Source organism: Methanosarcina barkeri str. Wiesmoor, from assembly GCF_000969985.1.
In the GTDB taxonomy this organism is placed as follows: domain Archaea; phylum Halobacteriota; class Methanosarcinia; order Methanosarcinales; family Methanosarcinaceae; genus Methanosarcina; species Methanosarcina barkeri_B.
The window spans coordinates 871,380-893,640 of sequence record NZ_CP009526.1 but is presented as its reverse complement, the minus strand read 5'-3'; the positions used below and the strand labels follow the sequence as shown (position 1 = coordinate 893,640).

The window sequence follows — 22,261 nt, the reverse complement described above, 5'->3', positions numbered from 1 at the left end:
CCCCATAATCCATATAATATTTAGCACTCACATTTATAAAATATTTACCATTTGAGCGGCAGATGTTTTCAAAAATAGTTATAAAATATTGACTTCAAAATTTATCATGTGGAACTGGGATGGAAATAACAGGTTTGAATGGAACTGATTGAAAAGTAAGTTTCGCTCCGCCTTTAATTTTCGTTGGTCTGTTCTTGTGATTTACTCCTCTGGTCTGTTCTTGAAGTCTGCGTCTTATTTGGTCTGTTCTTGAGATTTACTTTAATGGACTTATTTTGAAACTTACTTCTCAACGTTCCAGTTCTATAGAGGTTTTACATCATTTTGATTCGCAGTTTTTTAATTTACAGATTTTAACTCGCAGTTTTTTAATTTACAGCTTGTTAATTTGCAGCTTATTATGCAAATTAAGTCACTTTCAGGCTGACGTAAGTAAATCTTATATCACATACTCATTGCTGAAGCCTTTATTTTAAGTGCAGGCATTTCTTCAAAGTGTACTGAAAGGTTTCTGTTCCTGTAACTTTCAAACTGCTCATAATACTGAGCACGCTCAATTAATCCTTTGAATATTTCCTCCATTTTATTCACCTCTATTCCTAAAAACTACTTCAGTACTTATTAATCTCAGCCTAGCAGAGTGAAAGTATTTCTTGCAAGCCATCCGACAAAAATTTCAGGCTCTATGGCCACTGAAGCTGAAAACTTTTCCAGAAGACTTTCAAAAAACAAAGAATGCTAATAGGAAAAAAATGTTAACGGAGAGCTGAAGCAAAATAAGTACTAAATGGAGAGATGGAAAAAGATAAATGTTAAACAGAGAGACGGAAAAAAATAAATGTTAAACGGAGAGATAGAAAAAGATAAATGTTAAACGGAGAGACAAGATGAAACTACTATTAATACTTTTTTAATGAGTTGCAAGTTTCTTTCCAGGCTTATCTCGTCTCATCCATGCTTTTTCATCTACATCTAAAGGAATGATAAAACCATGAGAGTCCCCTCATCCCAATCGATTGCCTGTGCCCGGTATACACCGCTGGAGAGTTCAATGATTTTACCTTTTTCTTCAATCCATACCTGGCTCTCCTACTTTTCAGGTTTGCATTCGGAAACTGGTAATCTCTTCCAGGAATTGATCAATTAACTCATAATGACCTCTTTCGTAGCCTGCCAACATTTCGAAGAAATTTTTCAGGTTTTCGTCGTCGACCCTTTTTGCGACTTCCAGATAGAAATCCTCACTTTTTCTCTCATGCCTCATGGCTGCAACAAGAATGCCTGCATCCCCAAGTGTGATCTCCCCACCTTTTACGCGACCCGTATCAAACTCAGGGGTGAAAGACTGGCCACTCGGAATTTCCGTACTTGCTACGGGCAGCTCGTTCTGATCCCGATATTTTTCAAGGTAGCCAAGATGTTTTGCCTCTTCATTTGCCAGATACTCGTAGAGTGCCTTAAATTTCGGTCTGTCCATTAAAGCAGCTTTACTCAGGTAGAATTCTTTTGCTTCTTTTTCTCTTTCAATTGCCAAAGCTACAGCTTCTTCAATTCCTTTAAGATTTTTTACTTCCTCTACTACATCTTGATATGTGTTTCTCATACTTCTTGCTCCCTCTGATTCGTATCTCTTCAGATTTCCCCATTTTTAAAGTTCTTATTTCTCTTATTCTTCCTTAGCTTTCTTCTTTTTTCGTTCTTTAACTTTCAGAATTATATCTTCAGAAGGTCGCTCAATCCCGAATATGTCATAAATCTCGTAGGGACTTGTAAGCACGATGATATTTTCCATCTGTGCAAGTTTTTCCGAGTTTGTAACATCTACTTCGCGCATATTAAGTTCAAAGGCTCTACCACTAGGTGCAGAGGTTTTTACACTCCCTCTTTTCTGGTCTACAGGCAAAATGAAAATAGGTGTTTCTCCTTTTGCAGTCTGAGAAACTGCGTTTGTAACAAGGGTATCTGCAATCCCATACACAATTTTTGCCACGGTATTGGCGGTTGCCGGGGCTATCAATAAAAAGTCGTAATATCCCATCTGCAGTGGGCCTGCAATAAACGGGGAGTTAGGACCTGCATCCACCTTGAAATTAGGGAAATCTTTTTGAATTTTATCCCAGAGATGATACCATTTCATTACAGTCTCGCCCTCTTTAGAGAGAAAAACCATTGCCTCAACATTTGTTCGGTTCTTAATGTCCACCAGAATGCTGTAAGTTTCAATCATCTGGTCTCCCGAACCTGTTATTCCCCATGCGATTCGCTTGATTTTCTTATTTAATGGTTCTACCAAAATAACTCCTCCTTAACTGGTTCTGACAAATCATGAAATTATTTCTCTTCCTGATTAACCTGAATCCTGAAAAATCCATCTTCCAAAGTTTACTTTATTTGCCTTCTTCTTTTAAAGTTTCAGACGGCTGAGGTTTGGATTCCGTTCCTGAAGAAGCATTTTTTACAAGCTGAGTTGTCTGGACAAGTTTTTTGAGGGTTCTTCTAAGGCTTCTCATACCTTCGGAATCTTCTGAGACTCCTTCTTCCCCTTTATCCTTCGACCAGAATGTCCCCCCCAGGTTAGCTCCGAAAGAACCTCCTCCCACAGGTATCATTTCGTTGATCACATAAAAGTTCAGGATTGTCTGGATTGCCGGTTCCTGTCCCCCGATCCTGTCTCCTCCATCTGCAATTCCCATTCCTACTTTATTCAAAAAAACCTTTGGATTTCTGGCAACTACGGCCCTGCATCTATCCATGATTGTTTTGGTCTGAGCACTAAGTGTTCCCTGATAAACAGGAGTTCCGATAATCCAGGCGTCTGCCCAGATCATTTTGTCGTAAAGCTCGGCTGAAATATCATCCTTGTGAATGCAGCCTTTCTTTGTTTTTAGACAAAAGTCGCAGTGGATGCAAAAGTTCAGCTTTTTACCTTTTGCGGAAAAGTAATCGGTTTCTGCGCCATATTTTTCTTCCGCAATTTTCAGTGCTTCCCGGACCAGAAAATCAGTTGCCATATTCCTGGGACTCCCTGATATTCCGAGTATCTTTATCGGTTTGGCTTCGGTTTCTTGCATGTCCCCTCCGAATTACAAGTGAAATTATGTATATAAACAAATATATGTATATGCTGGTATGTCTTTCTGACAAATAATTTTATGCCTGAGTAGTTTTATGCTTGAATTTTCATAGCTTTTTTCCTTACACTTTAAGTCTTCTGTAAACGTTATCGGAGAAAGGAATAAGCAAATTGTTCCAGCTCTGAGGATATTATTTCCTTTTTCAGGATAAGTTTCCATGCCAATCAAGGGTACGTTGAAAAGCCCTTCACCGAAAAGTTTATCTAGATGTTCTTGAGAGGACGACCTATTAAGTTCCAAAAACGGATAAGGCATAAGATGTCCTAAAGTACTCGTTTGGAGAAGTAATGCACTCAAAATAATAAAAACAGATATAAGTGGCTTGAAAAAAATAGAGATTTCAAAAAAGGATAGTTTCAAATAAGAGAGACGGTTTCAAAAAAATGAATGGTTTCAAAAAAAAGTATTACAAGAAAAAGCTGTTAATCGAGATGTAAAAAAAGCCAGATATCTTTGGTACAAATATCTTTAGTACAAAGTTATAGAAGCCCAGAAGTTCACAGGAAAACATCCAATTTTGAACTCCTGATCTTATAAATTCTGACCTGATACTAAGAAAATAAATTGGATTGAGTCTCAGTTGATGAACTGAGAATTTTCCAATTAAGAAAATATCTTATCCACAGTTTTCAATTCTGTTATCGTGGATATTTACACTGGTTTCTTTTGTATTTAAATGTACTACTGCAGGAGCAGATAAGTCATGGAAATAGTTGCCAGAAGCTTCTATGTTTTTAAGAGTTCCCTGCAATTCCAGACCTGCGTATCCACCGCCAGATGTAGTACATTCATTGTTTTTCATGACCCCGTTAGTAACGGAATCAAACCGAACGGACGAATTAGTCCGGTTAATAAAGTTACAATTCTTAACTGTAATGCCGTTTACGTGATAGGCATATACACCATCGTGTCCACATTTGTTTACAGTTACCGAATCTATAACTACGTTGCTGGATTGTGAAATGAGCATTGCATCATTACATCCATTCTGGAACGTAACATCCTGAATTGTTAATCCGTTGCAGTTTACCATAGTTGCCATGTTATAACAGGAGGTTCCGAGCCTGACACCAGAATAATAGTCGGACTGGCTGCCATCAACAGTTATGCCTTTTATTGTAACTCCGCTTGCAGAACTGCCTCTAACCATAAGCATGGCTTTCTTCTCTGAAATACTGCTATCACGCCCACCCCAGACCGGTAGTCCTTTGGCAAGCTTAATCTTTGTACCGGAATCTCCTTCAAGGACTGTGTTGCTGCCGATCCGAAGGGAATCACTTATATCGTATGTGAATGGACCTTTAAGGTGGACAGTTGTGCCCGGATTCTGTGCAGCAAATTCAAGAGCCTGGTTAATCTGGACATCATCGGCTCTTCCATCACAATTGTAGTCTCCACTTCCGTCTCCTGCAACAGTTACTACCTTTGTACTCTGAGCACCTAACGCAGCCGGTACAGTTGTTAAAATAAGGCATGTTACCAGGAATAGGGTTCCTAGTTGTCTTTTTTGCATCGTATCACCTTTGGGTTGGATTTTTATAGGGATTTAAGTGAAATCAAAAAACATACAGTAAGGTACTTCGTTCCCAAATATTCTCAAAATTTCATATTACGTACTCGTAATACTTACTTTTCCGAACTAATCTAATCAGGTAGGGATTTTGAATTTTTGAATGGAATTCTCAGATCAGGTCGGCTCTATATGGGTATTCAGATTCCTATTACGTCTGCGTAATATTGTTTGAACCTATCCAATTCGGTTCTCTGTGATTTAGTAGGGCGGACACGTTGCACACAGAGTATCCACTCTCCAATAACGTATAGGGATTAGTCACTGGAGGTAGCCGGAAACTAGAAGTTTTGGCTTCTACAAATCAAAAATGCTACTGACCACAGGATAGTAGCCTTCTGGTCAATATCATCTATTTACCTAATACGGCCTTTAGCCAGATCAACTCTCCTTTTTAAAAAGGTTTGATTCATCACTATTGAATTTCTGAGTTGACACACCTGGTTATGTGATTTTGTTATAAAATATTTTTGGTATTAACTCAAATAAATTTATATAGTATATATTATTTCAGGATATTTCAATGAGAATCTTAAGGTAACAAGCTCCAAACTTATAATCGGAATAAGCTTGGTCAAATAACTTTTTCTCATCAAATGATAACTGTTTACCTGGTCTTCCAAGATTATTATTGCCAACTTGAAGAAACTGCCCAGTGTCAACGTGCTCTTAATAAATCTACTGGACTCAACGAGCTGAGATCCAGAGGATCTCAGATATTGTCGAGATAGATTCTCCTTTCAACTATCGATATCGGAAAGAGCAAACAGTTGACATATGGCAATACTGCACAAACCCCGACTATATCCGGCAACTTTATAGTGTGGTCTAATTCCGGCAGTATTTAGATGTTAAACTATTGACAGGATAATTACATAACAAGCATCAGCCGCAAATCGAATCGCTGGAAACTGGATCCCAGAAATAAGATTAACTCTAAAATACATTCGTCATCGAATGCCATTTTCCAATATAAACTTTTTGCCAATTTGGAAAAAAAGTTTTCTTCGAAAAAGCCCAGTTTCTCTCAGTTTCGTTTTCATAGTCCAAGTGGTACAGTTTGAAACTGCGGTTTCAAGTACTAGTTTCTGGAAAAGGTTTTTAAGGTATTAGAACTTACGCACTTGGAGTACAAAACAATAGCAGTAAACCCATAGCATCCCAAAAGTAAAATTTTAACTATGAAGTTTACTGTACTTGATTTTGCCGTACAAGTGCGTAAGTCCTAGGTATGATTATCTTTCTTTATTGATTCAGGCTTGAAAAGTTCACAATGAGGCAAAATAAATAAACTATTTTATTCGGATGCTTTTATATAAGTTGATTAATACAGTTAAATATATATAGATTCTTAAATACTGTTATGTGAAATCATATAAGATTTATAATTGATGTCTATTATAATGGATATTAATTATTATTTAAAAGAAATATTTTGGGGACAAAAAACGACCCATTAAATTAATAGACAGTAATCAGGAGTAACTTGAGATGAAGTTCGGAATCGAATTTGTGCCGAGCGATCCCGCCTTAAAGATCGCATATTACGCAAAGCTCTCAGAACAGCAGGGATTTGACCATGTCTGGATCACTGACCATTACAACAACCGTGATGTGTACTCCACTCTTACCGTTCTTGCCCTGAACACTAACAGTATTAAGATCGGTCCCGGTGTTACAAACTCCTACACCAGAAACCCCGCAATTACTGCATCCAGCATTGCATCAATTGCCGAGATATCAGGCGGCAGGGCAGTTCTAGGCCTTGGACCCGGAGACAAAGCGACCTTCGATGCCATGGGCATTGCATGGAAAAAGCCTCTTGCAACCACCAAAGAAGCAATTCAGGCAATCAGAGACTTTATTTCAGGCAAGAAGGTCTCCATGGACGGAGAAATGATAAAGTTTGCAGGTGCCAAGCTCGCTTTCAAAGCCGGAAATATCCCTATCTACATGGGTGCCCAGGGCCCCAAGATGCTTGAACTTGCTGGTGAGATCGCAGACGGTGTCCTTATCAATGCTTCCCACCCGAAGGATTTCGAAGTTGCTGTCGAACAGATTAAGAAAGGAGCCGAGAAAGCCGGCCGCGACCCGAGCGAAGTTGATGTTACAGCATATGCTTGTTTCTCAATTGATAAGGACCCTGTAAAAGCAGTCAATGCCGCAAAAGTAGTGGTTGCTTTCATTGTCGCAGGCTCCCCTGACCTTGTTCTCGAGCGCCATGGAATTCCGGTCGAAGCCAAGAGCCAGATAGGTGCAGCCATTGCCAAAGGAGATTTCGGGGCTCTTATGGGTGGACTTGTTACCCCTCAGATGATCGAGGCCTTTTCTATATGTGGAACTCCTGATGACTGCATGAAGAGAATCAAGGACCTTGAGGCAATCGGAGTTACTCAGATCGTTGCTGGATCTCCGATCGGTCCTGCCAAAGAGAAAGCAATAAAGCTTATAGGTAAAGAAATCATTGCAAAGATGTAAGTTTATTACATCCTGCATAAATTTTTTAATTTCATTGATTTTTTAATTTTTTATTTTATTTTTAAAAAACGTCTTGCCAGTAAGGCAAGCATATCAAGGTGTTGGAGGTAACTAATTGCCACCAAAGATTGCAGAAGTCATAGAACATGACGTATGCGCAGCCTGTGGAGCATGCGAGGCCGTGTGTCCTATAGGAGCTGTAACTGTAAGGAAGGCGGCAGAAATTCGTGATCCGAACGATCCGAACCTGTATCAAAAAGGAGCAGGATATCTGGTCTGTGAAGGTTGCTTAACCTGCAGCAGAATTTGTCCAGTAGTAGACGGCTTCATCGAGAATGAACTTGCAAATGTACGCAAGTTTTTTGCCGCAAGGTCCAAGGAAAATGCCGGCAGTCAGGATGGAGGAGTTACCAGTGGTATCCTTAAATCCCTTTTCAAGCAGGGCAAAATCGACTGCGCAGTAGGAATTACTAGAGACGAAAAATGGGAATCAAAAGTCGTTTTATTGACAAGTGCTGAAGATGTTGAGAAGGTAAGAGGAACCAAGTATACTTCTGATCCGGTTGTTGCAGCCCTCAGGGAAGCCTTCGAAAAATATGATAGAATTGCAGTTGTTGGGGTACCCTGCCAGGCTCATTCTGCGCGGCTGATCAGGGAAAATGTAAGCGAGAAAATTGTGCTTATCATTGGACTACTATGTATGGAAAGTTTTCATCATGATGTAATGCTTGATAAAATAATCCCGGAGATTATGAAAGTCAAGATCGAAGATGTCAGGAAGATGGAGTTCACTAAAGGTAAATTCTGGGTCTACACCAGTGACGGTGAGGTTCACTCCGTGCCTATCAAGGACGTAGCCAAATATGCCCGAAACCCCTGCCATCACTGCTGTGACTACACTTCAGTCTTTGCCGATATTTCTGTAGGCTCGGTTGGTGCTCCGGATGGATGGAACTCGGTCTTTATAAGGACAGATGCCGGAGAGGAATACTTCGAGATGGTCCGCGAAGAAATGGAGATTATGGAAGATCCCAAGCCTGGCCTTGAACTTGTAAAAAAGCTTATTGATATGAAGCGCAAAAATAATGCTGAACATTTCAAAGAGGTCTGCAAAGAGTTCAGCTTTGAGACAGGAATCCGTGACGAAACTGTATGAAATCAGAATATATCGAGAATAAATAATAAATGTATTGTTGGAGGTTGAAATACGGGATGACACGAGCTTTTTATATTGGACGTTTTCAACCGTATCATTTTGGTCACCATACCATAATCAAGCAGATTGCGGAAGAAGTTGATGAGCTGGTTGTAGGCATAGGAAGTGCTCAGAAAAGTCACGAATCAACTGACCCTTTTACGGCAGGTGAAAGGGTTTTGATGGTGTACAACGCGCTTGAAAATCTTCCTATCCGGCACTATGTTCTCCCTATTGAAGATATCAAGTATAACTCTATCTGGGTCCATCATGTTGCGTCCCGAACGCCTCATTTCGAAGTAGTATACTCGAATAATCCGCTGGTTATTCAGCTCTTCCGAGAGGCCGGAGTTTGCGTAAAACAATCTCCTCTTTATATCCGGGAAAGATACTCCGGAACTGAGATCCGGAGACGAATGATTGCAGGGGAAAAATGGGAACACCTTGTTCCAAAGTCAGTCGTCGAAGTAATAAAGGAAATAGACGGAGTAACCCGCCTCAGGAACGTTTCTGCTAGCGATAACAATTCTTCGTTATAAGAATGGTTACTCGTATGATTACACACGATTGTTTGTCTCTATCTATGTATTAATTAATACATCCCCCAAACTTTAATAATTTTTTTAATAAGTTCACGCAGTCAACAATCATAAGTAAACTAAAGAGATAATTTTTAATAAAAGAAATGGTTATTTCTAATTGTGAACTCTTAATACTTTTTCGTATTGATCTCAGATCGTTTTCTATGTGTTTTGTGATACTGCATCTCAACTTTTAACTTTAATTTGGATATAAGGTTAATTGATACAATCGATGCTATTATTGAACACATTGAAGAGTACCTGTCTTTTCGAAGAAGTAAGAGATGAATAAAAACATAAAACAGACAGTTTATTTTTTAACTGTTTGTTAAAAAATAGTGTAGAAAGATCACTCAATCATATGAAAATATATCTCCCTGATAAATCGGGGGTTCAATCCGGAAGAGTATATTTTCATTGCCAGTGAAAATCGGATTTAAAAACCAATAATTTTGGAAATTTTTATGATTGAGTGTATACTATGGAGGGTATAAAATGCGAAAGATTGTATTTAAAACAATATGTATTTTCACATTAGTCTTTTTTGTCATGTCAATGACAGGAGCAGCAGCGTGTAGTAACAGTTGTAAATCAAAAACAGATGCGAGAAATGACTCTTATAATGTTAAACTTAAAAAATGCCCCAAAGTCACGTATTGTTTTAACACTGTATTGAAAAATGACAAAGGATGTAACCTTAAAGTTATAACTACAAAGACTATTACTACCAAACTGGGTGGTAAAGTGACAATGTATAGTAACGGTAAATTCTGCTACAAAGCACCATCAACGTGTTGTTATAAAAAATGTTCTTGCACGGACACTTTCAACTACTGTGTAAAAGGTAAGGATGGAAGAACCGATTGTGCAACCGTTACACTGAAACTCAAATGTGCTACCTGCTAAAAATGCCTTCAGGCAGTTGTCCTGATTGGTGTAACGCCGCAATTTAAGGGAAAAGGAAGTTTTAATCTTCCGGGGATCCAATCCCCATATCCCTTACCAATTTCCTTACCTTTTAAATTCACAATAGTTAAGGAACAAGATCAATCCAATCAATTGATCCTGGTTTATACTCCGGCAATTCTTCTTCGTTGCCACTTAAAATATGATCTATTATTTTTTCTATGTGCTGTTCTGTCTCTTCAATGCTCTTTCCTGTTGTGTTTATCTCAAAAACTTTCTTACACCATTCAAAGGCTTCAACCAGGATCACATCGAGAGCTTCGGCCTCAATATTTTCTCTTATTTTCTCTTCCGAATAGCCGCGTGCTTTCAGCCTCATTTTCAATTCAGGAGGGTATACCCTGAGTATAATCACGATATCTGCGATGTAATGAGCAAGATGACTCTCAAGAATTATTACCTCATTTTCCTTTCCACCAATAATCTCTTCAAGACGCTGCCTGACAAGTTCCATATCTGCAATAACCGCATCTCTCACCTCATCGACCTCGGTGTAAAGATGTTCTTCTTTGATCATTTCATTAAGGTGAATTACTTTCCAGTGCCTTTTTCTTTCAAGAAACTTACTTACCGAGGTTTTTCCAGTCCCTGGCGTACCGGTGAGTCCTATTAACATGGAGGGAAGAATGAATTTTATATCAATTATACTTAATGTAGTCCTAAAAGAACAATCTGATAAAACTATTACTAATTATACTCAGCCCTGTTTTCTGTTACTTTTTCAAGCCCTATAGTCTAACATGATATTTTTAATGGCTTTTCTAAAGTTTGGTAAAACAATAAACGCACCTTGTAGCTCTCTGCTGGGCATGCTCGCGCCGTTATAATCAGCCAAAATCCAACAAATTAGTCTGCTTTATAGTCTTTCTTCTCTTCGGGAGTTCCCTGTGTCTCAACACAATTGTGTATCGCGTCCGCCATCACATCATCAACCACTGTTCCGATGTATTCTCCTTCATTCCAAAATTCGCTCCCCTAAAGCTGTTTCCTTACTTTGGGGAATTTCTTGAAAAACTCTCTTGTCGTTATGCTTTTTACTATTTGCATCTCTTTTGAAGGCGAATATCTCGGCGCAGCTCCAACAAAATATGGACTTAATCCCCATCTGTTGAAAGAGAAAGCTGAGTTTGTAAAACCAATCACGCGTGGGTAAATAGGAGTCCTTAATAGATTACAAGGCCACCGGTAAAACCGATGGCTTGCTGTTAAAATTATCTGTTTTCCGGATTTGGAGGTTTTTTGTTCATTTCCAATTGGAAAGACCAATCACTTCAATGGTGCCTGAATGATGCCTGTACCCACATCATCCTCTTCGCTGCCTGGGACTAGAGAGTCAAAGGTGCCACTAGCAATAAGTTGCGCCATCAAGCTCACGTTATTTATCCTCCCGGTCAATTTCAGTTGACGCTGTGCCCATAGGGCAGCAATACCCGCAGCGTGAGGTGTCGCCATGCTGGTCCCACTCATACTGATAAGGCCACTCGTGCCTGCTTTAGCAGAGATGATGTTAACGCCAGGGGCGGCAATGTTCACCTGATTATTTGAAAATTCGGCAACGTTAAAGCCCTTGCCTGATTTATTCAGTGCGCCAACGGCAACGATGCCTGTGGCGGCAGCGGGAGGGGAGACTGCAATTTCGTATTTAGGCCGATTGCTTTCGTTACCGCTGGCCGCAACGATGATTGCAGATTGCCCAAATGCCCCATGTGCTGCCACGACGCGCACTAACTCGGTGAACAGGTTGACGTTTGCACGATACTCTTCCAGCGCCTGGGATGTTGCTGGGTTAATATTCATGCCTTGGTCATGAACCAGCCAATCTACATAGCCCGGAAAATCAATACCTAGGGACATGGAAATGACATTTGCGCCTTCCTGGACTGCCCACTGGATGGCCTTGGCGATCGTGTCTGAGGAACCTCCTTCTTTGCCCAGCACCTTGCCAATTAGGGCACATTTAATTTTTCTAGCGATGCCGATGCGGACACCATTGACATCCTGGCCAAAAATGGTCCCTGCACAATGCGTGCCATGCCCATGAATATCATTATCGATTTCCGTAGTGAAGTTCTTCTGAACCAGCTTCATGCCTTTAAATGCTGGGTGATTTGGATCGATTCCAGTATCTAGCACAGCTACAGTGACACCGGTTCCATCAAATGGCGATTCCGATGCACGTACTGCGTCGATTCCCCAGGATTTTGTAGCTGTTGGTGCATCAAGGCTACCAACCGGTGCAATCAGTTTCATTGGCATAGGTTTGGCAATGGCAAGTGTTCTGGGATCTCTGCGCAGATCATTGCTCTCCCGCTTGGTAAGTTCGGCGTACTCTAACTTGACGATTGGTTGGGCCGCTTCCAAGGGGAATACTTCTGCTCGGCGTGCTCTTCCTATATCTCCCCGTGAAGGTGGTAATATCTCACTGCTGTGCAGGATAACATATTTTGAATCCATATTTTTACCCTCCTCTAGTATTTCGATATCGGCATGAATCCAAACTGGGAAGTGGCTATATATGAAGCAACTATCTACCCCCCACCCAAAGTAATAAAGAGCCTTATTTTTACTGGTCGTATTTTATTTATCTGATAAAATACGACACTTTATATATGTAACAAAAGTATATAATTACTGGAGAATATATATTTAGAAACTATAGTTAGGATTGCATATAATCTGTATCGACAGGCCGATACTAAAGTGTGCAAATTATTGTTGATGGTGTTTTTGAAACCACATACCTCAATGCTACATGTTCAATAGAAATTATATATGAACCAAAATTTAGGACATATATAAGTGGGAGCCATGTATGGTATTGTAATGTTGGGCAAAAGTTTAGTTATGTGGCAAAAAACTGGATAGGATGGAATTATACCGAAAATACAAGTACATGCCGAAAACAGATTTTATAAATAGATTTCAATTTTTATTAGTCAAACTGCGGGGTATTCATTAAAAAAAATAAGAAAATCAGGCTAGAAAAGCCTCGTACCGAGGCTTCCATAAAACGCCAGCAGGACCTTTCCATAATACAGAAGTTCTACACCATGTGGACAAATGATCACAACAACATATTTTCCTATCCTCATGTATTTATCGTAAGAACCACTTTATTCTTTCAAAGTCCCGATAACAGGAAAGTCCTTAAACATTTCAGGCCCATGAGGCGCCTCGTCCATTTCTTCAGTAAGGTCTTTTCCTGCATCGTGAAGTCCCTGGTGTGTACCATCCTCCCATAAATAGCTGTCTGAAACATCATAGACCTGACCCTGATAAGCAACATATATCTTGCCATTTTTACCGTTATATTCTGCAAGTTCTTCAAGTGTGTATTCTTTCAATTGTTATCTCTCCGCTCTAATATTAATAGCTCATTTGACTAAAGCCTTCAGTTTCAATTGCAGTCATACATTTAACATTCTTAACATCTCATTGACCTCAGTAGTAGGAAGTTGACATTGATAGTTTTGGCAGACGTACGCAGTAGCTTTTCCATCGATAGGAACCTGCCCTTCCGTATATTTTGCCAGCTTTGTAATTTCAGGGTCCTTTCCTTCAGGTCTGAAAATCAGCACTTTATTAGGAATGAAGTACGTCCAGAGTTCTTCGAGCATCTGTCCAGTATCCGGGGATTCATGTTCTCCGACAATTACCACTTGATAAGCTGGACCCAGACCAAAATCAAGAGCTGATAAGAACTGCGTATATCCTGATGGTATTTTTTGGATGAGTTTTGAAAAAGCACGCTCCAGCCCTTGAGCTCTATCTTCCAGCTCGGAATCTGCAGTTATTCTGGAAAGTCTAAGAAGATTTAGCATCTCAATAGAATTTCCTGAAGGTATGGCTGCATCCGAAAACTCTTTTTTCCTGAAAATAAGTGCCTCGCTGTCGTCAGCAGTAAAGAAGAGTCCTCCCTGAATGGGATCCCAGAAGTGTTCGAGAAATTCTCTGTTGAGGCAAAGGGCTGCTTTAAGATAGTCAAGTTTAAATCCTGCCTCGTAAAGCTCCAGGAGTCCGTGGATCAGAAATGCATAATCATCGGCAGTTCCGGAAATACCAGTTTTCCCATCTCTATATCGATGAAGCAATCGTCTATCGGGATTGTAAAGTACCTTGAGAATAAAATCTGCAGCTTTTTCGGCAGCTTTCAAATACTTCTCCTCGCCAAAGGCCTGGAAACCTTTTGCAAGAGCTGCAATCATAAGTCCATTCCAATCAGTTAGAATCTTGTCGTCTTTTGCAGGTCTTTTGCGTTTATCCCGAGCTAACAGGAGTTTTGCTTTAGCCGTTTTTACCCGACTATCAACGTCGTCAGCAGGAATATTCAGTTCGGCAGCAAGCGATTCGAGAGAACGAGGCATATAAAAAATATTAGTTCCGGTTTTTCGACCTCTTATTTCTTCTTCAAAGTTACCTGTTTCGCTGAGATTAAACACTTTTGTAATCAGTTCGGACTCCTCGGGACTAAGAACCGTTCTGACCTCTTCTAAAGTCCAGAGATAGTACTTTCCTTCCTCTCCTTCTACATCAGCATCTTCCCCACAATAAAATCCACCTTCCTGAGATGTCAGATCTCTTAACACATAGTCAAGAATTCCTTCTGCTGCTTCCTTATACAGTCTCTTTCCGGTAACCTGATAAATTTCTGTGTATGCAGTTGCAATAAGAGCCTGGTCGTATAGCATCTTTTCAAAATGGGGGACAATCCACACATTATCTGTAGAGTAACGGTGAAAACCCGAACCTAGATGGTCATGAATTCCTCCCCTATACATATTTTCCAGAGTATATTCAACCATATGAAGAGCTTCAGGGTTCCCGCTGCGTCTCCAGTAACGGAGCAAAAAGAAAATTTTATGTGAAGTAGGGAATTTGGGAGCTCTTCCAAAACCGCCATATTCATTATCAAAAGAAGTCAGTAGCTCTTCGTAAGCTTCCTCCATTATTGACTCCCCTATGCCCTCTCCTGCTGGCTCTGAGATCATATTTTGGATAGTAGACGTGATTTTATCAGCCGACTCAAGGACCTCTGTGTGCTGCCTGTTCCAGATCTCCTCTATTCGCGGCACAAGTTCGAGCATTCCTGTCTGACTAAAACGAGAATTTTTAGGAATATAGGTTCCTGCAAAAAAAGGCTTCATGTCTGGGGTCATGATGATATTAAGAGGCCAGCCACCTCTTCCCAGAATAATCTGGCAGACCGTCATATAAACATTGTCAATATCCGGCCGTTCTTCACGGTCTACTTTTATGCAAACAAAAGCCCTGTTCATGAGTCTTGCTATCTCTTCATCCTCAAATGACTCATGTGCCATTACGTGACACCAGTGGCAGGTGGAATATCCAATTGATAGAAAAATAGGTTTATTTTCTTTTCTGGCTTTCTCAAAAGCTTCTTCCCCCCAGGGATACCACTTCACAGGATTATATGCGTGCTGGAGGAGATATGGGCTCTTTTCATTTATCAGACGGTTAGGTTTTTTGTGTTCTGTTCCCAGTAAAATCCCTCCGCTTATTTTCAGGCTTTTATTTTTTGACAAGCAAGCATTCTGTCTGTAAGGACTTTGGACACACCTACGTCTTCCCTGACCAAGAGTCTGAGAGCCGTCATTGCCCGCAAACCTGAAAGAGATGCCTTAGTTTTTCTATCTCTGATTTTATCAGTTTTCTGTAGTTTTAAACGATACTGAAGATGACCTTGCCCCAAATTTACAGATCTGGTATATTCCGATTTTCCAGCTTTCTGAAAAGAAGTCCTACAGTAATACAGATTTAACTCTTTAATAATATCCATTCTAACTCCCCTGATCTAAACCTATTTCTATAGATTTCATTCTAAATAAATAGCCAATTCTGGAGCGGATTAATCTGCCCCCAATACAATGATAATTTTTCTCAAACTTCTCATAAGCCTTTAAACTGAAAAATTAGGTACAGCCAAATTTTCCCACTTTAAATACTCGTCTCCTGAATATCAATATATCGGTATTCTAAGAGAATTTATTAACTAGTAAATAAATAAGTCAAACCAGCTATTTTAAAAGCAAGGTAGGCAGGAAACTTCCAAAACCTGGAGATTCGTTTCATTTTAAAGTTCCCGCACTTTAGTTTAGAAAAGAAGTTAATTAACTGACATGGCACTATTTTATGCTACTTTTTCGATATAGCCGCAGCTACTTTATATTTTAGGAGGTTGCTTGCATTTAAATGTACTGGGGTTGTCCAATCTCTTCGCCTTTGTCTTCACGAGTTCCCATTTCTAGGAAATTTACAACTTTTGAAACTCTATATGATTGTTCCTGCTTTTTTTCGGCTTCCCTAGCCTGATATACCCTGACCGAGCGAAGAAGGTCGATTTTTCGGAACTCTGGCCAGAAAGGAGCACAGAAGTAAGCTGCACATTCACTTCCGTTAGCCTGCCAGGGAAGGAAATTTGAAACCCTTTCATCGCCTCCAGTACGGATGACAAGATCCACATTAGGAACTGAGAACCCTGGGGCAGGATAAAGATGTTTTGAAATAAGACTTTCGTCCACTTCCTCAAGAGAGAGTTTCCCATTGGAAATACAGCCTGCAATATCGCGAACGGCCTGAATAATATCCTGCCTGCCTCCATAAGCAATGGCAACATTCAGGTAAAATTTCCCGTAATTTTTCGTTGCTTTTTCTATTTTTTCAATAGACTCATTCAGAAAAGCGGGTAATTTTGACCTATCTCCTATGACGCGAACCTGTGTCTCTTTTTCGTGTGTTCTTGGATCAGAGTAAAGTTTCAGGAATTTATCATTAATGAGGTTGAAGAGACCGTCGACTTCTTCTTCGGAGCGCTGAAAGTTTTCCGTAGAAAAAGCATAGAGGGTAAGCTGCTTTACCCCGATCTCATAACACCACTCAATTACCTTTTCGGTAACTTCTGCCCCCATTGCATGCCCGAAACTTCGAGCCTTTCCAAACTGCCCTGCATACCTGCGGTTCCCATCCATAATCACAGCTATATGATGCGGAATTTCTGAATTCAGAATCTTTCTCTGGAGTCTTCGCTCATACTCATGATAAAATATACTGAAAATACGGTTTTTCAAAAGACGAAGTCCTGCACGAAAAATTCCCCTTCTCTTAGGTATAACATTTAATTTTTTTATGCGTTTTCCCCCTGAAAATATCCAGATCTGAAAACTATCCGCGTAAATATCTCACTTAATAGAGCTTAATACCTTCTCTTGTCCAAGATATTAATATCTCTTTTGCTTAAAAATTCTATTTATTGAGACCATCCCAAAACCACTTTTACCATTAAATGAGTAAAACTTCAAAAATATTTGTATGATTAGAAAATCGCTTGATTATTTGAGACCTGGCATTAAGAGAAGCGATTTGGAGTTTTGGGATCGGTTGCCGAACTGAGAATCTATGTCAGACGTAAAAATTGCATGCTCTACAGCTCGTTTTGTTGAATTAAATTTTAGAAGCCTCCAGCCCTTCAACTTTTCCAAATATATATTTTAAGTAAATTAGAATTTTAAGTAAATTAGAGTATCTCGAAGCAAGATTCAAAGCCTGTAGTCACTCCATTCTTTTCGCTGCTTTAACAGAATCAGTAAGCAATTTCAAAATTGTTACCTAAAAACAGATAGTAAGAAGAGTGGCTCAGTAGTTTTCAAGCACAGAGCCAACAATGTTTTTATAACTTTCTTTTAGGGAATAGACGTTGTGATCTCCGGTGACATTTATGCTCAAGATCCCGAGCCTTGTATTCATAAGCCCGACCATAGCCGAGACTCCCCGGTAGCTTACCTCAAAATTTCCTTTATCCAGGTAATCGTAAACTTCACCGGTGGTGAACTTGTCTCCGGTCAGGAAGAGATTGAGCACAACCTTGCGTATCCCGTTTTCATCCCTGCCGAGATACTTAACCAATCTCGCTCTTACCCTTTCTTCCGCAGTTTGCAGTTTCGGACACCTCAGTTAATGATTGAATTATATTGATTTAGCATTATATTGCTCACTATTCTTTTAGTTATAAAAAGTATGCGACCCCTGAGTAGAGGCGCTAAGAAACGAATACCCTATATCCTTATCGTTTATATATTTTAGGATTGCTTTTTAGAATTATTTATATAAAGTATAAATTTAATACCAATATATGGGTTTCAGCATACTGTCAACGACAGTAAATAATCCACCCTTTTTGCAAATTAAAACTCTCTGATCTCAATGTTTAAGAAAGTGTGAGAACTGTAAAGTATGTTAAAGAATTAGAAATAATTTATATGAAACTTAGCTATAAATCTAAGCATAAACAACAAAGATACACCACGTAGAAGTGGAAATACCACAGCTGGATCAGTTACTTGCAACTCTGGATTGTAACTCTGGAAACGTTTTCCAGATAAAATCAAGGTAAAGCAGGAGTTTTTCTCGATACAACCTTTGTATCCTTCTTCAGTAAATATCCAATAAATAAAGAGTGTGGAAACTAAAATGTAGCATATGTAAGTGGACTACATGTACAACAAATATATAAAGTTGCCCTTTCCCGTTTCTCTTGGACACATCCCATACCTGTGGCAACAGAGCGATGTTCTCGTTTTTCTTGTTGACCTGGATAATTATGATACATTTAATACAAGTTACCTCAGCAGAATAGAACTGGAATATCTCAAGAGGTTGAAGACAAGTCACTTTAAGAAAAGATATATTGTCTCCAGAACGGTTTTAAAACACATCACATGCAAAGTTGCTAATGAGCAATCCGCTTCCGAAATATCCACATACAAAGACGAATATGGAAAGGTCTGCATCCTTAATCACAATGAACTATGCATTTGTATATCCTATACTGAACGCCTTGCAGCCCTTGCAATCTCAAAGGTTGATGTTGGTATTGATATTGAACTTACGAGAAAGCTGGATCTTAAAAGTAATTTTAAAAACCTGTATAAGAAAACTTCACTAATGGACGAAACTGTAGATGAAACCGATATTTTAAAAACATGGACTTTAAAAGAAGCCTATTCCAAGTTTTCAAACAAAAAAATGTGTCTTATTTTTAATAGAGAACTGGATCTTAACAGTGTCAATCATTCAACTTATATTCTAGATAACAAATATTTATTTTCCATTGTAACCCGTTCGGAATCGCATATCATTGGTATAAATCGTCTTCAAAAAATCGACTGCAACTGGGACTGAAGATTTTCGATGAAATCTAAAGTTTAAAGTTCTAAACACTTTTCTATATTTTTCGGATTTTTCTGTGTGCATATAAATACCCAATTATCCGGGAGAGATACTGAGTACATATAGTTATAGAGTTAGTGAATTATATCATCCAGTGAATCAGGATGCAAGCAATTGATTTTACTCAATTTTTGTCTTCACCAGTGTTTTTATCAGCCAAGAAGTGACTCAAATTATTTATATAGTAGTATTACGTAATTATCACTGGGGACTCATGTCATTATGGGCAGAAATGCGTTATTTATGATCACTGGTCCGCTGAATGAAAAACGTTGGGGGTAATAACACATGGAACAAATAAAGAATGATATAGTCGATTACTTAAAAGCTAATTCTTTTATGGATAGTACCAGCAGCTTGAAAGATGATGATTCTCTCACTCAAAACGGCATTATAGATTCCATTGGTCTGCTTGAACTTATGGACTACATTTGCGAGAAATATTATATAGAGATTCCTGAAGATATGCTAACACCGGAAAACTTTGATTCGTTGCAGGGAATCACGAATATGATTACCACGCTGGCGAAGTGAAAAGGCATGCGAATTGATGCGTATATCACTGAGTACGCCAGAAAAACTCCTCAAAGCATTGCCCTGGAAGAGGGAAAGAGTTCAATTTCCTATAGCTGCCTTGACAATGATATAAACACAATTGCTTCACTTTTAATGGATTTTAACCACTGCCGATTTTCAATACTGGCAGAATCAGGCATGCTGTATGTGAAAGTGCTCATGGCAGTATATCGATCTGCGAATATCGCAATTCCTCTACCAATAGAATTTCCTAAATTCAGTATTGAGAAAATCCTTGATGCCGCCCATGTCAACAATATCATCGTAACCGATACACAATACTCAAGATTTGGAGAGGACTTTTTTGAGCGTTTTGGAACTGTAGTAATTATTTCCAGCAATACTTCTGGAGAGTTTTTGCGTAAGAAGATTGAAACAGAAGTGAATAATCCACAACTACAGCTCGTCCTTTACACTTCAGGCACGACAGGCACCCCAAAAGGTGTAATGTTAAGTAACAGAAATCTGGTAGCAAACGCAGAGTCAATAATAAAGGTACTCAGGATAACTTCCAGAGATAAAGGAGCACTGGTGATATCCCCACATCACGCTTTTGGGAATTCCATAATTAACTCCCATCTGGTAGCTGGCAGCTCAGTCAGGATTGGAAATATGAATTTCATAGACTCTATTTTCAACCTTATAGGATCAGACATATCCATATTCTATGGGGTACCCAGTACCTATCGTATACTCCTTCGATATCCGGATAGATTCAAAAAGGATTTCTCAAGAGTCAGAACCGCTGCATCAGCAGGTGGAGAAATGGATCGGGATATTGTAAACGACATAAGGGAATTAGCTCCAGATCTGGAGATTCTACCGATGTACGGGCAAACTGAAGCTACGGCAAGACTTGCTTATCTGCCAGCAGAAGATGTGAATGAGCTCGTTGACACTATAGGAAAAGCAATTCCAGGGGTTATACTGGATGTCTTTGATTCCGAGTACAGACCAGCAAAACCTAATATTACGGGTGAACTGGTTGCTACCGGAGACAACATTATGCTGGGTTACCTCGATGATGAAATTGCCACTGGGATGAAAATTATAGATGGATGGCTGCATACCGGTGATCTTGCACAGAAATTACCCAACGGATATATCAAACTGCTGGGACGCAAGGATGACCTTATAAAAATCGGTGATCATCGTGTTAACCCAAGAGAAATTGAGAAAAGCATAGAGGAAAATAACGAAGTATCCAGGGTTTTTGTCGTACCTGTGCACCATGAACTTATGGGAACCGCAATTAGCCTCATGGTCATACCTGCAAAAGGAACAGAAATTGAAAAGTTGTATGCATTCTGTCGAAAAAGCCTGCCAGGATACCTGCGTCCAAGAGAAATACTATTCATTGATCACCTTCCCATAAGCGAGAATGGAAAAATATCCAACCGATCCATTATAGAGGAGTACCAACATGTCAAAGCTAGTGTGTAAAAAGTGTATTCTGGATTCCGAGATTCCAGGTATACAAATTAATGAAAAAACTGGCCTCTGTCACTTTTGTGAGACATATACCCCACTTAGTCCACAGGAAAAAAATGAATACCTGACCAGAATTGAAAAACTTTTTGAGCAGTACAGGGGAAAGGGTAACTACGATATAATTTATGCACTTTCAGGTGGGAAAGATTCGTCGTACACGCTCTACAAGCTCAAAAAAGACTATCCTTTCCTTAAGGTACTGGCTGTTCAGTTCGATAACGGGTTCATTTCAGAAAACGCAATAATGAATGCAAAAAAAATGTGCGAGATCACAGGATGCGATTATTTCCAGTTGACAATGGAAAAGGAAATTTTATATGATACATTCCGAAAAGCTGCAGAGTCATATGATGCATTTCCAAGATTCGCCAAATATCGAGCCAGTGACATATGCAACATTTGCATCACTATCATTAAACAGAAGCTGATAGAGCAGGCCATTCTTCAAAAAGCACCTTTCATCGTATTTGCCTTTACAGCTGGACAGTCTCCTAATCCCATAATCAACCTGTCAGTCAATTTTATCCAGTGGTCCAGAAGCTTATTTGAGAAACAGCTTCAGAAAATAGACATCGAGGATAAGGACGAAATTTTCCTCCTGAAAAAAGAAGTTCTTGAGAACATAGATGAGAACGTTCCGAGCATTCTACATCCTCTATGTCTCTGGGATTACAGTGAAGACAAAGTGCTTGAGACACTGCTGGAAATCGGGTGGGAACTTCCGGGAATCAATGACAGCAATTCAACCAACTGTACATTGAATTCCTTTGCCTGTTACAACCACCTGGAGAAATACGGGTTTCATCCATATGCCTTTGACGTAGCAGGGCTTGTCCGAAGCGGAGAAATGTCAAGAGAAGAAGGACTTAAAAAAATTAATCAGGAATTGTCACAGCCATTGATAGAAGAGGCTGCAAGAAAGTTTAAACTGAAAGTAAAGAAATCACAAAAAATACTAGCTAAAATTTGATTTTAAGATAAAGAGTTTAATTACAGTAGTTAATTTGAACAGTATAATTGGAACAGT

19 protein-coding genes and 2 pseudogenes are annotated in these 22,261 nt (G+C 39.4%); 7 read left to right on the top strand and 14 right to left on the bottom strand.

The genetic code is table 11. The annotated features are described in order from the left end of the window. Positions 1-444: 444 nt before the first annotated feature. The 6 genes and pseudogenes from MSBRW_RS21720 to MSBRW_RS23190 form a co-directional block, all read right to left on the bottom strand. Positions 445-582: a hypothetical protein gene (locus tag MSBRW_RS21720; RefSeq protein WP_155398105.1), complete on the bottom strand. Its 138-nt coding sequence runs from the start codon at positions 580-582 to the stop codon at positions 445-447. A 514-nt stretch (positions 583-1,096) separates the two neighbouring features. Next, on the bottom strand, positions 1,097-1,603 hold the full coding sequence (locus MSBRW_RS03970) for a ferritin family protein (protein ID WP_011305289.1): 507 nt from the start codon (positions 1,601-1,603) through the stop codon (positions 1,097-1,099). A gap of 63 nt (positions 1,604-1,666) precedes the next feature. Further along, complete coding sequence (gene afpA / locus MSBRW_RS03965) at positions 1,667-2,293, bottom strand: archaeoflavoprotein AfpA (protein ID WP_011305290.1); 627 nt, start codon at positions 2,291-2,293, stop codon at positions 1,667-1,669. A gap of 94 nt (positions 2,294-2,387) precedes the next feature. Continuing rightward, on the bottom strand, positions 2,388-3,071 hold the full coding sequence (locus MSBRW_RS03960) for a flavodoxin family protein (protein ID WP_011305291.1): 684 nt from the start codon (positions 3,069-3,071) through the stop codon (positions 2,388-2,390). Between the two features lie 679 nt (positions 3,072-3,750). Next, the gene (locus tag MSBRW_RS03950) at positions 3,751-4,647 is read right to left on the bottom strand and encodes a right-handed parallel beta-helix repeat-containing protein (RefSeq protein WP_011305292.1); all 897 of its coding nucleotides are present in this window, start codon (positions 4,645-4,647) and stop codon (positions 3,751-3,753) included. A 576-nt stretch (positions 4,648-5,223) separates the two neighbouring features. After that, a pseudogene (locus tag MSBRW_RS23190) lies at positions 5,224-5,448 on the bottom strand (IS481 family transposase); the annotation flags it as partial. A gap of 747 nt (positions 5,449-6,195) precedes the next feature. Here MSBRW_RS23190 and mer point away from each other — a divergent pair. The 3 genes from mer (at position 6,196) to MSBRW_RS03935 (ending at position 8,916) form a co-directional block, all read left to right on the top strand. Next, positions 6,196-7,182, top strand: a complete 987-nt coding sequence (mer, locus tag MSBRW_RS03945) for a 5,10-methylenetetrahydromethanopterin reductase (RefSeq protein ID WP_011305293.1) — start codon at positions 6,196-6,198, stop codon at positions 7,180-7,182. A 115-nt stretch (positions 7,183-7,297) separates the two neighbouring features. Continuing rightward, positions 7,298-8,338 (top strand): F420H2 dehydrogenase subunit FpoF, encoded by a 1,041-nt coding sequence (fpoF, locus tag MSBRW_RS03940; RefSeq protein WP_011305294.1) that lies wholly within the window; start codon positions 7,298-7,300, stop codon positions 8,336-8,338. A 56-nt stretch (positions 8,339-8,394) separates the two neighbouring features. Beyond that, the gene (locus MSBRW_RS03935) at positions 8,395-8,916 is read left to right on the top strand and encodes a nicotinamide-nucleotide adenylyltransferase (protein ID WP_011305295.1); all 522 of its coding nucleotides are present in this window, start codon (positions 8,395-8,397) and stop codon (positions 8,914-8,916) included. A gap of 1,075 nt (positions 8,917-9,991) precedes the next feature. Here the strand turns inward: MSBRW_RS03935 and MSBRW_RS03925 are convergent. The 8 genes and pseudogenes from MSBRW_RS03925 to MSBRW_RS03895 form a co-directional block, all read right to left on the bottom strand. Beyond that, the gene (locus tag MSBRW_RS03925; RefSeq protein ID WP_011305297.1) at positions 9,992-10,540 is read right to left on the bottom strand and encodes an adenylate kinase family protein; all 549 of its coding nucleotides are present in this window, start codon (positions 10,538-10,540) and stop codon (positions 9,992-9,994) included. Between the two features lie 211 nt (positions 10,541-10,751). After that, positions 10,752-11,010 (bottom strand): annotated as a pseudogene (locus tag MSBRW_RS20770) (transposase); the annotation flags it as partial. Positions 11,011-11,190: 180 nt separating this feature from the next. Further along, positions 11,191-12,378, bottom strand: coding sequence for a S8 family peptidase (locus tag MSBRW_RS03920; RefSeq protein ID WP_011305298.1), 1,188 nt, complete (start codon positions 12,376-12,378; stop codon positions 11,191-11,193). 659 nt (positions 12,379-13,037) lie between these two features. Next, positions 13,038-13,268 carry a cytochrome b5 domain-containing protein gene (locus MSBRW_RS03915; protein ID WP_011305299.1) on the bottom strand — a complete coding sequence of 77 codons (231 nt, stop codon included), beginning with the start codon at positions 13,266-13,268 and terminating at the stop codon, positions 13,038-13,040. Positions 13,269-13,331: 63 nt separating this feature from the next. Beyond that, positions 13,332-15,467, bottom strand: a complete 2,136-nt coding sequence (locus MSBRW_RS03910; protein WP_011305300.1) for a thioredoxin domain-containing protein — start codon at positions 15,465-15,467, stop codon at positions 13,332-13,334. Beyond that, a complete protein-coding gene (locus tag MSBRW_RS03905; protein ID WP_011305301.1) occupies positions 15,446-15,721 on the bottom strand; it encodes a hypothetical protein in 276 nt (91 codons plus the stop codon). The genes MSBRW_RS03910 and MSBRW_RS03905 overlap by 22 nt, the downstream gene beginning before the upstream one ends. Before the next feature lie 409 nt (positions 15,722-16,130). Continuing rightward, on the bottom strand, positions 16,131-17,009 hold the full coding sequence (uppS, locus tag MSBRW_RS03900; RefSeq protein ID WP_011305302.1) for a polyprenyl diphosphate synthase: 879 nt from the start codon (positions 17,007-17,009) through the stop codon (positions 16,131-16,133). A 565-nt stretch (positions 17,010-17,574) separates the two neighbouring features. Next, positions 17,575-17,844 (bottom strand): DUF2551 domain-containing protein, encoded by a 270-nt coding sequence (locus tag MSBRW_RS03895; protein WP_011305303.1) that lies wholly within the window; start codon positions 17,842-17,844, stop codon positions 17,575-17,577. Positions 17,845-18,432: 588 nt separating this feature from the next. Between MSBRW_RS03895 and MSBRW_RS03890 the strand changes: the two genes are divergently transcribed. The 4 genes from MSBRW_RS03890 (at position 18,433) to MSBRW_RS03875 (ending at position 22,204) form a co-directional block, all read left to right on the top strand. After that, a complete protein-coding gene (locus tag MSBRW_RS03890) occupies positions 18,433-19,119 on the top strand; it encodes a 4'-phosphopantetheinyl transferase family protein (RefSeq protein WP_011305304.1) in 687 nt (228 codons plus the stop codon). Between the two features lie 336 nt (positions 19,120-19,455). Beyond that, positions 19,456-19,701 (top strand): acyl carrier protein, encoded by a 246-nt coding sequence (locus tag MSBRW_RS03885; protein WP_011305305.1) that lies wholly within the window; start codon positions 19,456-19,458, stop codon positions 19,699-19,701. A 6-nt stretch (positions 19,702-19,707) separates the two neighbouring features. Continuing rightward, a complete protein-coding gene (locus tag MSBRW_RS03880; protein WP_011305306.1) occupies positions 19,708-21,186 on the top strand; it encodes a class I adenylate-forming enzyme family protein in 1,479 nt (492 codons plus the stop codon). Beyond that, entirely contained in the window at positions 21,167-22,204 is a 1,038-nt protein-coding gene (locus tag MSBRW_RS03875; protein WP_011305307.1) for an adenine nucleotide alpha hydrolase family protein, read from the top strand. The genes MSBRW_RS03880 and MSBRW_RS03875 overlap by 20 nt, the downstream gene beginning before the upstream one ends. Positions 22,205-22,261 lie beyond the last annotated feature (57 nt).